At 70.3% G+C, this 13,198-nt stretch carries 12 protein-coding genes and 1 riboswitch; of the genes, 7 read left to right on the top strand and 5 right to left on the bottom strand.

The genetic code is table 11. The features are described 5' to 3' along the window. Window positions 1-245: 245 nt before the first annotated feature. Window positions 246-740, top strand: a complete 495-nt coding sequence (locus tag Dsi01nite_RS42765) for a MarR family winged helix-turn-helix transcriptional regulator (RefSeq protein WP_203852141.1) — start codon at window positions 246-248, stop codon at window positions 738-740. Next, entirely contained in the window at window positions 737-2,299 is a 1,563-nt protein-coding gene (locus Dsi01nite_RS42760; RefSeq protein WP_203852140.1) for an MDR family MFS transporter, read from the top strand. Before Dsi01nite_RS42765 ends, Dsi01nite_RS42760 begins: the two co-directional genes overlap by 4 nt. Before the next feature lie 140 nt (window positions 2,300-2,439). On the opposite strand, the gene Dsi01nite_RS42755 is transcribed toward Dsi01nite_RS42760, so the two are convergent. Both Dsi01nite_RS42755 and Dsi01nite_RS42750 read right to left on the bottom strand, forming a co-directional pair. After that, a complete protein-coding gene (locus tag Dsi01nite_RS42755) occupies window positions 2,440-2,712 on the bottom strand; it encodes a hypothetical protein (RefSeq protein WP_203852139.1) in 273 nt (90 codons plus the stop codon). A 98-nt stretch (window positions 2,713-2,810) separates the two neighbouring features. Then, window positions 2,811-4,283, bottom strand: coding sequence for a hypothetical protein (locus tag Dsi01nite_RS42750; protein ID WP_203852138.1), 1,473 nt, complete (start codon window positions 4,281-4,283; stop codon window positions 2,811-2,813). 459 nt (window positions 4,284-4,742) lie between these two features. Here Dsi01nite_RS42750 and Dsi01nite_RS42745 point away from each other — a divergent pair, with 459 nt between their 5' ends. Continuing rightward, entirely contained in the window at window positions 4,743-6,386 is a 1,644-nt protein-coding gene (locus Dsi01nite_RS42745; protein WP_239136592.1) for a fatty acid--CoA ligase, read from the top strand. Continuing rightward, the gene (locus Dsi01nite_RS42740) at window positions 6,383-6,850 is read left to right on the top strand and encodes a hypothetical protein (RefSeq protein WP_203852137.1); all 468 of its coding nucleotides are present in this window, start codon (window positions 6,383-6,385) and stop codon (window positions 6,848-6,850) included. The genes Dsi01nite_RS42745 and Dsi01nite_RS42740 overlap by 4 nt, the downstream gene beginning before the upstream one ends. A 12-nt stretch (window positions 6,851-6,862) precedes the next feature. Here the strand turns inward: Dsi01nite_RS42740 and ku are convergent, their stop codons facing one another. Beyond that, a complete protein-coding gene (gene ku, locus Dsi01nite_RS42735; protein ID WP_203852136.1) occupies window positions 6,863-7,837 on the bottom strand; it encodes a non-homologous end joining protein Ku in 975 nt (324 codons plus the stop codon). 105 nt (window positions 7,838-7,942) lie between these two features. Between ku and ligD (Dsi01nite_RS42730) the strand changes: the two genes are divergently transcribed. Further along, window positions 7,943-8,875, top strand: coding sequence for a non-homologous end-joining DNA ligase (gene ligD / locus Dsi01nite_RS42730; RefSeq protein ID WP_203852135.1), 933 nt, complete (start codon window positions 7,943-7,945; stop codon window positions 8,873-8,875). Next, window positions 8,868-9,731: a non-homologous end-joining DNA ligase gene (gene ligD / locus Dsi01nite_RS42725; protein WP_203852134.1), complete on the top strand. Its 864-nt coding sequence runs from the start codon at window positions 8,868-8,870 to the stop codon at window positions 9,729-9,731. The genes ligD (Dsi01nite_RS42730) and ligD (Dsi01nite_RS42725) overlap by 8 nt, the downstream gene beginning before the upstream one ends. 109 nt (window positions 9,732-9,840) lie before the next feature. Here ligD (Dsi01nite_RS42725) and Dsi01nite_RS42720 read toward each other — a convergent pair whose 3' ends face one another. Further along, a complete protein-coding gene (locus tag Dsi01nite_RS42720; protein WP_203852133.1) occupies window positions 9,841-11,037 on the bottom strand; it encodes an aminotransferase class V-fold PLP-dependent enzyme in 1,197 nt (398 codons plus the stop codon). Between the two features lie 12 nt (window positions 11,038-11,049). Then, window positions 11,050-11,166, bottom strand: a riboswitch (SAM riboswitch). A 32-nt stretch (window positions 11,167-11,198) separates the two neighbouring features. On the opposite strand from Dsi01nite_RS42720, the gene Dsi01nite_RS42715 reads away from it, so the two are divergent. Then, window positions 11,199-12,812: a PrsW family intramembrane metalloprotease gene (locus Dsi01nite_RS42715; protein WP_203852132.1), complete on the top strand. Its 1,614-nt coding sequence runs from the start codon at window positions 11,199-11,201 to the stop codon at window positions 12,810-12,812. On the opposite strand, the gene Dsi01nite_RS42710 is transcribed toward Dsi01nite_RS42715, so the two are convergent. Further along, the gene (locus tag Dsi01nite_RS42710; protein ID WP_203852155.1) at window positions 12,803-13,132 is read right to left on the bottom strand and encodes a GroES family chaperonin; all 330 of its coding nucleotides are present in this window, start codon (window positions 13,130-13,132) and stop codon (window positions 12,803-12,805) included. The genes Dsi01nite_RS42715 and Dsi01nite_RS42710 overlap by 10 nt on opposite strands. Window positions 13,133-13,198: the final 66 nt, after the last annotated feature.

Below are 13,198 nucleotides of genomic sequence, written 5' to 3'. Positions count from 1 at the left end.
GAGTAGCCGGACGGCCGCGAGTAGCCGAACGGCCGCGAGTAGCCGAACGGCCGCGAGTAGCCGAACGGCCGCGAGTAGCCGAACGGCCGAGTCAACGGTCGGCCGCATGGACGGCTGGTCGTGGGTATGCCGTGTGTGAGGCGAAACGACAGTAATGCTCATCACCCGTAATTCGGTTGGTGAACCCTGCCCCGGGAACCGATGCTTGTGGCAAGCAAGTATCTGGGACGCTGGAGCGGGGAGCTGTGGACGACGACACCGAGTACGCCGCCATCGGGCGGCAAGTGGGGCGGTTCATCCGCCTCTCGGAGCGGTTGTTCGCCACGCTCAAATGGAGTGACGCAGGCCGTGGCCTGGAGCGCCCCGCCTACATGCTGCTGAGCCGGATCGCGGTTGACGGCCCGTTCCGGTTGTCGGCCCTCGCCACCGACGTCGCGCTGGACCTTTCCACGGTCAGCCGGCAGGTGGGCGCGCTGGAGACAGCGGGGCTGGTGCGCCGGGCGACGGACCCGACCGACCGCCGGGCCAGCCTGGTGGAGGTCACCGACGTGGGGCGGGACGTGTTCGAGGAGAACCGGGCCCGCTGGATCGCCACGTGGCAGGAGCTGCTCGCCGGGTGGACCCCCGAGGAACGTCAGATCTTTGCGGCCCTCTTCACGCAACTCAACCAATCGCTTGCCGAAAGGCTGCCAGGTGCCGAACGGCAGCCAGGAACCACCTCCGAAAGGGACGCTCGATGACCACCGTCGCGCCGCCGGAACAGGCCCGGCCGCAACTCGCCCACCGGCAGATCATGCTGTTGATGGGTGGCCTCATGACCGGGATGCTGCTCGCCGCGCTCGACCAGACCATCGTGGGCACCGCGTTGCCGACGATCGTCGGTGAACTCGGTGGACTCGACCACTACTCGTGGGTCGTCACGGCCTATCTGCTCGCCTCGACCGCGTCGACCCCGCTGTACGGCAAGATCAGCGACCTGTACGGCCGCCGCCCGGTCCTGTTGTTCGCGATCTCGACGTTCCTGGTCGGCTCGCTGCTGGCCGGTATGTCGCAGGACATGACCCAGCTCATCGCCACGCGCGCCCTGCAGGGCATCGGTGCCGGTGGTCTCATGACGCTCGCGTTCACCATCGTGTCGGACGTGGTGGCGCCGCGGGAGCGGGCCCGTTACCAGGGCCTCTTCGGTGCGGTGTTCGGTATCTCCTCGGTGGCCGGACCGCTCGTCGGTGGCTACTTCGCCGAGACGGACTGGCGCTGGATCTTCTACATCAACGTCCCGCTCGGCATTTTCGCGCTGTACGTGTGCAGCCGGGTCCTGCGGCTCGTCCCGCACACCCGCCGGGACCACAAGATCGACTACCTGGGCGCGACGCTCATGGTCGCGGCGGTCAGCTCCTGGCTGCTCGCGCTGTCGTGGGGCGGCAACGAGTACGCCTGGGGCTCCGTCCAGATCCTCGGCCTGCTGGTCGCGGGTGCGGTGCTGACCGGGCTGTTCATCGTCGCCGAGGGGCGCGCCGAGGAGCCGATCCTGCCGCTGCGCCTGTTCAAGCGGGCGACGTTCTCCCTGGCGAACACCGCGACGTTCATCCTGGGCTTCGCGATGTTCGGCTCGATCATCTACGTGCCGCTGTACCTGCAGATCGTCAAGGGCGCCTCGCCGACCCGCTCCGGCCTGCTGATGCTGCCGATGATGGCGGGTGTCATCGTGACCTCGATCCTCGCCGGCCGGGCGATCAGCAAGATCGGCCGGTACAAGTGGTTCCCCGTGGCGGGCACCGTGATCATGGGCGCCGGGCTGCTGCTGTTCACGACGCTGCAGGTCGACACGCCGCTGTGGCAGGCGTTCATCTACATGACCGTGATCGGTGTCGGCCTCGGCATGGCGATGCAGCCGCTCATCCTCGCGGTGCAGAACGCGCTCGACCTGCGGGACATGGGCGCGGGCACCAGCGCGGCCACGTTCTTCCGGTCGCTGGGTGGCTCGGTCGGCGTCGCGGCGCTCGGCGCGCTCATGAACAGCAAGCTGAGCGAGCAGATGACCGGCAACATGTCCGGCGTGTCGATCAACTCGCCGGCGCAGGTCCGCAAGCTGCCGCCGCAGGTCCTCGAGGCGGTCGAGCACGTGTTCGTCAACGCGCTGCACCCGGTGTTCCTCGCCGCGGGGATCGTCGCGCTCGTCGGCACGGTGATCACGCTCGCGCTGCCGGACAAGCCGCTGCAGGGCGGCACCGGGCCGGCCGAGGCGGCGACCGAGGAGGACGCGGCCGCCGAGATGGAAGCCAAGGCGGCTGCCTTCTAAGCCGCGACGGACGCCTGCCCGGCCGAGTCGGAAAGCCGAGACAGCCGCAGCGACTCCCTTCTCCGCCGAGATGGAAATCGCTGCGGCTGCCTTCGCTTTCCGGCCTGGCCGATCTTGTGCGCGTCAGCCACCTTCTGTAATCATCGCTCCCATTCCAGGGTGATCTTCGCCTTGCGGGGCAGCGCCAAGTAGAGCAGGCCGGTCACGGCGACCAAGGCGATACCGCCGTGGAACTCGGTCTCGAGGCCGGGCGGGACCAAGCCGAGCGCCTGTGTGAGCGACGAGGCCAACAGCGTCCCGAAGCCGCCGCTGGCAGCAGTTTTGATCTTGCGGTCGATGCTCGGGTTGGGCTGGTTGTTCGGGGTCGCGTTGTGGTTTTTGGGCGTGCGGGAGCTGTCCGCCTTCGCGGGCATGGAGAACCTCCGGAGAGAACGAGCGAGAAAGAGTCTGGGGCGCCGCTCGCGACCGTTCACGATCGCGGGCGGCAGCATCCGTCGCAGGCGGGACGAGTTCAGCCGAACGCCGGCCTGGTCCTCGGCCCCGTTGTGGTGGGGACGTGGAGTTCACCGACCTGTCGGCTGGTGAAGTCCTTGCCTAACCGGTCCAACTTCCTGCGGACGCGCTCGCCGAAGGCCGGCGGCTGTCCGGCGGCTGCGGCGGCCAGATCCCAGGTCATGCCGTCGTGATCTGCATAGAAGTCAGCGACTTCCCGCTCTCCGGGCTTGAGTTTGTCGAGGACACGGTCGATGCGATGGTCCCGGAACTCGGGCAAGCTGAGCACGAGGTCCTCGACGGAAAGCGGGTCGGCGAGCGCTTCGGCCAGGGTAAGGACGACGTCGCTGTCGCCGGCCGCCTGGCCCAGCGGCGTGTGCAGGGACACGATGCGGCGGTGCCCAAGCTCGGTGTCGCCGATCAGCCGGTGGTTGCGGTGCAGCTCCCTGATCCGCTTGAGCAGCACCTTCTTCACGTTCTCTGGCTCAGCCTTCAACCAGGCGTCCTCGAGCAGTGCCTCCTTTGCGGCCTCGACGTGCGGCTGGCCCTTCGGGAAAAGGTCCAGGATCTCGAGCATGAACTTCCGGACGATCTCCTCGCTGTTTTCCTCGTGGATGATCGCCTTGCGGACCCGGACGGCCGCCCAGAAGACCGTGCGGACTGCAAACTCGACGATCGTCTTGGTCGCCGCCGACCAGCCAGGCCATCCGATGTCGCGAACGATCGTCATGAAGTTGTCCGTGATCGGCCGGATGATCTCGGCGAGGTCAAGCAGCTTCCAACTCCAAGAGCCGACCATCGAGCTGATCTGCTGCCGCAGTTTCGCCCGGTAGGTCATGAAGCCCGAGGCCCAGTCGCGCGTGTGCCGGAATGCGCCCATGAGCCAGTTCGAACTGCCGGCCACTGCGTCCCGGATGTGCTGGGTGGCGCTGAACGTTGGCCAGGCGGATGCGGCGATCTGCTCCTGGATGCGACGCAGCGCCTCGAACATCGGGCCCCGAACCAGACTCTGGAGCGTCTTCCGCATCTCCTCGAACAATGCGAGCCGGGGCAGGCGGACCATGTCCGCGATCTGGCTCAACACCTTGTGGAAGGGGGCCATCACGTTCGCGATGACGCCCTGGATGCCTCCGGCCGATCCCGCCCAACCGGCCAGGAAGGCGCCGCGAAGGCGCGACTCGCGGCTCGGCGAGCGACGAGCCCGCCCAACGGCCTCGCGGGCGCTGCGAGTGAACCGGCGATCGATCAGCCGCCGATGCACCCGGAAGGCAATGCTGCGAGATGGCACCCGCTGACGGCGCCGGACGACCACGACCTTCGGAGGCGACACCACGACGCGAGGCATGGTCGACGTCACCGCGGTGGCCTGGGGGAACATGGCCGCGAGCGGGACATCTGTCCGGTTCGGGTTCGCGGCCGGCGCTCGATGGAACGCCTGAGTCGGGGTGAGTGAGTCGGGGTTCTCGGCGGCGGCCGCCTCATTGTTGTCCATGGTGCTCCTCGTGTCTGGAGTGGTGCTCCTACTCCTCCAGGTCGTCAGAGCGGGGTACCGGCAAAAAATCTTGGAACTATTTGAAGGGGCATTTCGGCGCCGACTCCGCGAGAACGGTCATGTCGGCTCAAGTCTAAAAGCGACTGCCGCAACAACGAGGATGGGCCGGGGCAGCTGGTCACGGACGTGTTGACGGGGACGAGGCGCGGATTCGGGGAATGCCGAGCAGCGCTGTGGTGGTCGTCCCGGAGCGCTGCCGCTCGAGGAGACGATCTTGTCCCGGTCGGCGTCGAGGCTCACCTGGAGGCCTCGACGTTGCCGAGCCTGCCGTTGGTGTGGGCCTTGTCGATGCGCTGGGTTCGGTGTGCTGCCTGCTCACGGTAGACCCAGGAACCCCGGAGCTACTCACCAGTAGCCCCGGGGTTCCTTTGTGAGTCACAGCACATTAGCGTGCAGTGCATGCGCAGCACGATGATGCAGACACCCCTGCTGATCTCCCGGATTCTGCAGCACGGGGCCACCGTCCACGGCGACTCGGAGGTCGTCACCTGGACCGGCGCCGAGGCTGGTGCAAGACATACGTCATACGCCGAGGTGGGCCGCCAGGCCGCCCGTCTCGCCCACGCCCTCCGCGACGACCTCGGCGTCACCGGCGACGAGCGCGTCGGCACGCTGATGTGGAACAACGCCGAGCACCTGATCGCGTACCTGGCCGTGCCGAGCATGGGTGCCGTGCTGCACACGCTCAACCTGCGGCTCTTCCCGGAGCAGCTGATCTACATCGCCAACCACGCGGAGGACCGGGTCGTCATCGTCGACTCGACGCTGATCCCGCTGCTCGCCGGCGTCCTGCCGCACCTGAGCACGATCCGCCACATCGTGGTCGTCGGCGACGGCGACGTGTCGAAGCTGCAGAAGGACGGCGTCGACGTGCACCGCTGGGACGCCCTGCTGGCGGGGAGATCCGACCGGTACGACTGGCCCGCCGTGGACGAGAACGACGCCGCGGCCCTCTGCTACACCAGTGGCACGACCGGCAACCCGAAGGGCGTCGCCTACTCCCACCGCTCCATCTACCTCCACTCGATGGAGGTCTGCATGGCGGAGAGCTTCGGCCTCGGGCCCAAGGTCCGCGACCTGTGCATCGTGCCGATGTTCCACGCGATGGCGTGGGGCCTGCCCTACGCGGCGCTGATGAGCGGCGCCTCGCTGATCATGCCGGACCGGTTCCTGCAGGCCGCGCCGCTCGCCCAGATGATCGCGGCGGAGAAGCCGACGTTCGCCGGCGCCGTGCCGACGATCTTCACGGACCTCCTGGCGTACCTGGACGCCAACCCGACCGACACGTCCTCGCTGAAGGAGGTCGTGATCGGCGGGTCCGCCTGCCCGCCGGCGCTGATGCACGCGTTCTCCGAGCGGCACGGCATCGAGGTCATCCACGCCTGGGGCATGACGGAGATGTCGCCGCTGGGCTCCGTCGCCCGCGAGCCGGTCGGCGTCGAAGGGCCTGAGGCATGGGCGTACCGGTACACGCAGGGCCGCATCCCGGCCGGCGTCGAGGGCCGGATCGTCGGACCCGCCGGCGAGGTCATGCCCAACGACGGCAAGGCCGTGGGGGAGCTGCAGGTCCGGGGTCCGTGGATCACCGCGCAGTACATCGGCGAGGACGGCCCGGACCCCGAGAAGTTCGAGGACGGCTGGCTGAGGACCGGCGACGTCGGCACCCTCTCGCCCAACGGATTCCTCACCCTCACCGACCGGGCCAAGGACGTGATCAAGTCCGGCGGCGAGTGGATCAGTTCCGTGGACCTCGAGAACGCGCTCATGGCCCATCCGGCCGTGCTCGAGGCGTGTGTCGTGGGCGTCCCGGATGACAAGTGGGGCGAACGTCCCCTCGCCACGATCGTGCTGAAGGAGGGCGCGAAGGCCGACGCCGAGGCGCTGCGCGAGTTCCTCGGCGACAAGGTGGCCAGGTGGCAGCTGCCGGAGCGCTGGTCGTTCATCGAGGCGGTGCCGAAGACCAGCGTCGGCAAGTTCGACAAGAAGCGCGTCCGGGCCAGCTATGCGGACGGCGGCCTCGAGGTGGTACAGATCAACGGGTGAACCGGTCGGCGAAGATCGCGCTGCTCGTCGCGGGCGCGGTGCTCGCCTGCGTGCTCGCCGTCTGTGGGGTGGGCCTGGCACTGCGTGACTGGGTGCCGGGCCTCACCGGGTGCGAGGACGTGAACAAGCCGACGAAGGGCGCCGTCGTCACCCAGAAGGTCCGCATCGAGCAGATGTGGCCGCAGCTCGCCCCGATCCAGCAGGTGCACTGGCAGGAGCACGAGGCCAGGGCCCGGTCCTGCCCGGAGATCGGGCCGATGGACTACGTCATGGACGGCTTCGCCGTGATCACCGCGGAGCGGGCCGGGGCGCTGCCGGCGACCACCGCGGCCACGCCCCCGGAGGTGCCGGACGACCTGCGCCCGTTCGCCCCCGCCGACCCGCACTGGCTCAAGGTCGACGGGACCACGCTGCTGCTGGACAAGGCGTCCTCGACGGTCTACTTCACCCACACGACGGACTGAGGCGCACAGACCTCAGGCGGACTTCCTCGCCTTCGTGGGGGTGGACTTCTTCTCGGGCGCCGCCTTCGCGGCGGGTGCCTTCTTCGCGGCCGTGGTCTTCTTGGCGGCGGTGCGCTTGATCGGCGTCGCCTCGACCACCTCGGCGTCGTCCGCCGCCGCGGTGGTCTGCTTCGCCGCCGCCGTCGCCTTCTTGGCCGGTGTCGCCTCGCCGCGGGCGGCCTTGGCCCGCTCCACCGACGCGCGCAGCGCCGCCATCAGGTCGACCGCCGCGGCCGGCGCCTCCTCGGTCTCCTCCGGCTGCACGACCTCCCGGCCGGCCACCTTCGCGTCGATGACCTCCTGCAGCGCCTCGCGGTAGTTGTCCGTGTACGTCATCGGGTCGAAGTCGGCGGCCATCGACTCGATCAGCGAGCCGGCCATCGCCAGCTCCGCCGGGCGCGCCGACACGTCCTCGTCGAGGATGTCGAACTTCGCCGCGCGGATCTCGTCCGGCCAGAGCATCGTGTTGAGGACCAGCACGTCCTCGCGGACCCGCAGCGTGGCGAGCTGCTCCCGCTGCCGCAGCGCCACCTTCACGATCGCGACCCGCTCCGTGTTCGTGAGCGCGTCGCGCAGCAGCGCGTACGGCTTCGCGGCGGTCTTGTCGGGCTCCAGGTAGTACGCCTTGTTGTAGAGGATCGGGTCGACCTGCTCGGCCGGCACGAACTCCAGCACCTCGATCGCCCGGCTCGTGGTCAGTGGCAGGTCCGCGAAGTCGTCGTCGGTGAGGATGACCATCTCGCCGCCGCCCAGGTCGTAGCCCTTGGCGATGTCGTCGTAGCTGACCTCCTCGCCGTCGATCGAACAGACCCGCTTGTACTTGATCCGGCCGCCGTCGTCGCGGTGGACCTGGTGGAAGCGGATGTCCTTCTCCTCCGTCGCCGAGTACAGGCGGACGGAGATCGACACGAGCCCGAAGGAGACCGCGCCTTTCCAGATCGCGCGCATTGGGTTCCTTTCCCCACCGTGTTGACCTGTGTTGACCTCTGACAACCAGAATCGCATCGAATCGAGGCGCACGCGAGGAAGTCGGCGGCCAACTATCGTGAGGGGATGGGGACCGGCCCGCCGGCACCGATGCTCGCCTCGACCGGCCCGCTACCGTCCGGGCCGGGCTGGGCGTATGAGTTCAAATGGGATGGTATCCGAGCCATCGCGATCATCAGCGGTGGCGCGACCCGCCTCTACGCGCGCAGCGGCGTCGAGGTGACCGCCGCCTACCCGGAGCTCGCCAGGATCGGCGAAGGCCTCGACGACACCGTCCTCGACGGTGAGGTCGTGACCATGGACGAGGCCGGGCGCCCCTCGTTTCAGCTGCTCGCCGAGCGGATGCACGTGCGCGAGCCGGCCAGGGCGGCCCGCCTGGCCGTCGCGCTGCCGGTGTCGTATCTCGCGTTCGACGTGCTGAGAGCCGCAGGCCGGGATGTGCGGGCTTCGACGTACACCATCCGCCGCGAAGTGCTCGAAGGACTGCGGCTGGGGCCCCGGGCCGTGATCCCGCCGTCGTTCGACGACGGTCCGGCGACCGTGACCGCCAGCCGCGACAACGCGCTGGAGGGCGTCGTCGCCAAGCGGGTCGGCTCGCACTACCAGGCCGGCCTGCGCTCACCTGACTGGGTGAAGGTCAAACTGGAGGAGAGCTGCGAGTTCGTCGTCGGCGGCTGGCGGCCCGGCAAGCGCGCCCTCGGCGCCCTGCTGGTCGGTGTCCCCGTCGCCGGCGGCCTCACGTTTCGCGGCCGGGTCGGCGGCGGGATCTCCAACGCCGCCGAACGTGCGCTCCTCGACGCGCTGCGGGACCTGTCGATCTCGCAGTCGCCGTTCGCCGGCACCGTGCCGCGGGAGGACGCCCGCGGCGCGGTCTGGGTCGAGCCGCGGCTGGTCGTCGAGGTGAAGTTCAGCCACCGCACCCGCGACGGGCGGCTGCGCTTCCCCCGGTTCCTGCGCATCCGGCCGGACCTGACGCCCTCGGACGTGCACGATGCCTGACAAGATCCGCGTCGACGTCGAGGGCCGGCACCTCGACCTGACCAACCTCGACAAGGTGCTCTACCCGCAGGCCGGGTTCACCAAGGGCGAGGTCATCGACTACTACACCCGCATCTCGCCGGTCCTCCTGCCACACCTCGCCGGCCGGCCGCTGACTCGCATCCGCTACCCGAACGGCGTCGACGGCAACAGCTTCTTCGAGAAGAACGCGCCGGCCGGCACCCCCGACTGGGTCCGGACCGTCCGGCTGCCGGTGCCAGGCTCCAGCCGCGGCCGCGAGACCATCGACTTCATCGTGGTCGAGGAGCTGGCCACCCTGGTCTGGCTGGCGAACCTCGCCGCGCTGGAGCTGCACACCCCGCAGTGGCGGGTCTCCGCCGACGGCGCCGTGCTCAACCCCGACCTGCTGGTCATCGACCTCGACCCGGGTCCGCCGGCCGGGCTCCCGGCGTGTTTCGAGGTCGCGCTGCTGGTCCGGGACCGGCTCGCCGACGACGGGCTGGACCTCCAACCGAAGACCTCGGGGCGCAAGGGCATGCAGCTGGTGGCGGAGCTGCCCGGGGACGAGACGGCCGACGAGATCAGCGCGTACGTGAAGGACGTCGCCGACGAGCTCGCCCGCCGCCGGCCCGACCTGATCGTGGCGCGGATGGCCCGGCAGCTGCGGCCCGGCAAGGTCTTCATCGACTGGAGCCAGAACAACGCGTTCAAGACCACGGTGGCGCCCTACTCGCTGCGCGCGGGCGCGCTGCCGACCGTGTCGGCGCCGTTGACCTGGGAGGAGGTCGACGAGGGCACGTTGACCATCGCCGACCTCACGTCCTCCGTGGTGCTCGGCCGCATCGCGGGCCGTTGAGCCGGCCGGTTCCCCGTGCTGCTCAGCCGCGGGTCTCCGGGCTGGCAGCGGCGTTGTCCATGCTGCTCGGCCGTGTCGCAGGGTGTTGAGCGGGCGGTCGATGTGCTGCTCAGCCGTGTCGCAGGGCGGTGAGCAGGCGGTCGATGTGCTCCTCGGTGGTGCCCAGGCCGAAGCTGGCCCGCACCGCGTGGCCCGGCGCGGGGGCCTCGGGGTCGAGCCTGGCGGTCGCCTCCGCGAGGAGCCGCCGGGTCAGCGGGTGCGCGCAGAACAGCCCGGTCCGCACCCCGATGCCGTGGTCCCGGCCGAGACGGGTGGCCAGCTCGCCGGGCTCCTCGCCGAGCACCGCGAACGACACGATCCCGACCCGCTCCGCGTCCGCGTCGAAGAGGCGCAGCTCCTCGACGTGCGACAGGCCGGCCAGACCGTCCCGGAGCCGCGTGACCAGGGCCCGCTCGTGGGCGTGATCGGCGTCGCCGAGCGCCCGGCAGGCGGTGGCGATCGCGACCGCGCCGAGCAGGTTGGGCGTGCCCGCCTCGTGCCTCGCCGGCCCGGTCGTCCAGTTGACGTCCAGGTCACTGCCCACACTGGCACTGGCCCCGCCGCCCGCCAGGTACGGCTCGGCGGCGTCCAGCCAGTCCGCGCGGCCGGCGAGCACACCGGCGCCGAACGGTGCGTACACCTTGTGCCCGGAGAACGCGACATAGTCCGCGCCCAGCGCCGCCAGGTCGACCGGGGCGTGCGGGGCGAGCTGCGCCGCGTCGACCGCGATCCGGGCACCGAAGCGGTGCGCCACCTCGGCGAGGGCGGCCACCGGCCACACTTCACCGGTCACGTTGCTCGCCGCGGTCACGCTCACCAGGCCGCAGCGCTGCCGGCTGAGCGCCCGCTCCAGCGCCGCCACGGCCTCCTGCGGCGAGCGGGGCGCGTCGAGGTGCACCGTGCGCCGCCACGGCAGCAGGTTGGCGTGGTGCTCCGCGTCGAACGTGAGCACCGTCGTGTCCTCGGGCAGCGCCCGGGCGAGGAGGTTCAGCGCGTCGGTGGTGTTGCGGGTGAAGACGACGGTGTCGCCGTCCCGGGCGCCGAGGAAGTCCGCGACGGTCTCCCTGGCCTGCTCGTATTCGCGGGTGCACCGCTCCGACAGCGCGCCGGCGCCACGGTGGACGCTGCCGTAGAACGGCAGCAGCTCGGCGACCGCGTCGGCGACGACCCGCAGGCACGGGGCGGTCGCGGCGACGTCGAGATTGGCGAAGTCGACACTGCGGCCGTCGCGCAGCTTCACGTCACCGGGGGACAGGATCGTGGACATGGCAGAGTCCTCCGCTCGCGCTTGCCCGGGCACACCGCGTGCCGAGCCGTGTCATCACCCGGGGCACCCCGCCGCGAACGCGAGGGTTGCCGGCCAGCAAGCCGGGGCTGTGCGCTGGCACTCATGACCTGCGCTCACCGTAGCGCGGATAAGGTTGGTCCATGACCGAACTCCCGCCGAGTGGGACGCCATCGGAGCCCAACAGGCACGACGAGCGCTCCGCGCCTCCGCCCGGTGACGGGGCGTTTCCGCAGCGGTCACCGTGGGCGGCGCCGCTGGCGGGATCGCCCGAGGTTTCCCCCGGTTATCAGGTGGCGTTCGGCAAGCCCCCGTCCGGGGAGCCCGACTGGAACGCGGCCGCCCCGGACGTCGTGCCCAACGTGACCGAGGACGCCGCGCCCGACACCGGCGAGCAGCGCTATCCCACCGCGGCCCTCGCCCTGGCCGCCGCGCCGCCCGCCAAGCGCTCCGACCGCCGCCGCCTCTGGACCCTCATCGGGGTCAGCAGCTGCATCGCGGCCTGCGGGGTGGCGATGCTGGCGTTCCTCGGGTTCAGCGGCGGCTGGACCGCCCTCGTCATCGGCGTCAGCGCCGCGATCATCCCCGTGCCGGTGCTCGTGTCGTGCTTCCTCTGGCTGGACCGGTACGAGCCGGAGCCGGTCAGATATCTGGTCTTCGTCTTCGGCTGGGGCGCCTGCGTGGCGACGGCCGTCGCGCTGGCGGTCAACACCGGCGGCGCACTGCTCGCCGACCGGCTGGGTCTGTCCGACTCGATCGTCGCGGTACTGGTGGCGCCCCTGATCGAGGAAAGCATGAAGGCGCTCGGGCCGGTGCTGCTGTTCTGGCGCCGGCCGCGGGCGTTCTCCGGCCTGATCGACGGCATCGTCTACTGCGGACTGTCCGCGACCGGCTTCGCGATGGTCGAGAACATCCTGTACCTGGGGATCAAGGGCTACGCCGACAACGCCGAGTCCGACGGCCCGGTGAGCGGCGCGGTCGCCCTCGTCGGCATCTTCGTCGTGCGCATCCTCATGACCGGCTTCGCACACCCGCTGTTCACCTCGATGACCGGCATCGGGCTCGGCATCGCGTCGCGCAGCTCGACGAAGTCGGTCCGGTGGCTCGCCCCGATCGCCGGCGTGCTGCTCGCCATGCTGCTGCACGGCTCGTGGAACCTCATGTCGGTCGTCGCGTCCGCAACCCCCTGGGTGCTGCTGTACGGGTACTTCGCCGTCATGATGCCGATCTTCCTGTGCATGGTCGGCTTCGCCCTGTGGCAGCGTTCCAACGAGGGCAAACTCACCGAGCGGATGCTCACCGAGTATGCGCGGGCCGGCTGGTTCTCCCCGCCGGAGGTGGCCGCCCTGGGCACCCTCGGCCGGCGGCTGTCCGCCCGCCGGTGGGCCCGGCGGGTCGCCGGCGACCCCGGCGCCAAGGCCATGCGGGCGTTCCAGTTCGACGCGACGAAGCTCGCCCTGCTCCGCGACGGCCTGTACCGCGGCCTGGACAACACGCCGTCCCGCCGGATGGAGGCCCTCGCCGAGGAGCGGCACCTGCTCACCGCGCTCGCCGCGTATCGCCAGGTCTTCATCGGCCGCGATCCGCAGGCACCGCTCGCGGTGTGGGACGGCAGCCGCTACCACATCACGTTCCCCGACGGGATGGTCCGCGTCCTCGCCGCCCCGCCGACCCCGGTCGTGCCGGTGCCGGTGGTCGTGCCGCCGCCCCCGCCGCCCGTCCCGATGTACGCGGGCTACCCGTACCCCTACAGGTAGAGACCGGTCGAGTCGGGCTCGACCCGCCGGGCCGCGACGGCGTGCACGTCACGCTCGCGCAGCAGCACGTAGTCGCGGCCCTGCAGCTCCACCTCGGAGCGGTCCTCCGGGTCGAACAGCACCCGGTCACCGGACACGATCGAACGCACGTTGGGCCCCACTCCGACGGCCGTGGCCCACGACAGGCGCCGCCCCACCGACGCCGTCGCCGGGATGACGATGCCGGACGCGTGCCGGCGCTCGCCCTCGGCCCCTTCGAGTCGGACGAGAACCCGGTCGTGCAGCAACCGGATCGGCAGGCCCCCGTCCACGTCGGACACGACGGGCGGGGTGGTGGCCGCCGGGTAACCGGCGGCTGGCTGGGCTGTCACGGTTGCGACGCTACC

Origin of the sequence: Dactylosporangium siamense (genome assembly GCF_016862795.1) — a bacterium.
Classification (GTDB): Bacteria; Actinomycetota; Actinomycetes; order Mycobacteriales; family Micromonosporaceae; genus Dactylosporangium; species Dactylosporangium siamense.
The sequence above is the reverse complement of the archived record's forward strand: the minus strand, read 5'-3'. Positions and strand labels throughout refer to the sequence as shown.

Bases quoted from the DNA above. Each gene is read 5' to 3' on its own strand.
- Dsi01nite_RS42760 (WP_203852140.1), top strand. From the start codon at position 737: ATGACCACCGTCGCGCCGCCGGAACAGGCCCGGCCGCAACTCGCCCAC.
- Dsi01nite_RS42755 (WP_203852139.1), bottom strand. From the start codon at position 2,712: ATGCCCGCGAAGGCGGACAGCTCCCGCACGCCCAAAAACCACAACGCG.
- Dsi01nite_RS42750 (WP_203852138.1), bottom strand. From the start codon at position 4,283: ATGGACAACAATGAGGCGGCCGCCGCCGAGAACCCCGACTCACTCACC.
- Dsi01nite_RS42745 (WP_239136592.1), top strand. From the start codon at position 4,743: ATGCGCAGCACGATGATGCAGACACCCCTGCTGATCTCCCGGATTCTG.
- ku (WP_203852136.1), bottom strand. From the start codon at position 7,837: ATGCGCGCGATCTGGAAAGGCGCGGTCTCCTTCGGGCTCGTGTCGATC.
- ligD (WP_203852135.1), top strand. From the start codon at position 7,943: ATGGGGACCGGCCCGCCGGCACCGATGCTCGCCTCGACCGGCCCGCTA.
- ligD (WP_203852134.1), top strand. From the start codon at position 8,868: ATGCCTGACAAGATCCGCGTCGACGTCGAGGGCCGGCACCTCGACCTG.
- Dsi01nite_RS42720 (WP_203852133.1), bottom strand. From the start codon at position 11,037: ATGTCCACGATCCTGTCCCCCGGTGACGTGAAGCTGCGCGACGGCCGC.
- Dsi01nite_RS42715 (WP_203852132.1), top strand. From the start codon at position 11,199: ATGACCGAACTCCCGCCGAGTGGGACGCCATCGGAGCCCAACAGGCAC.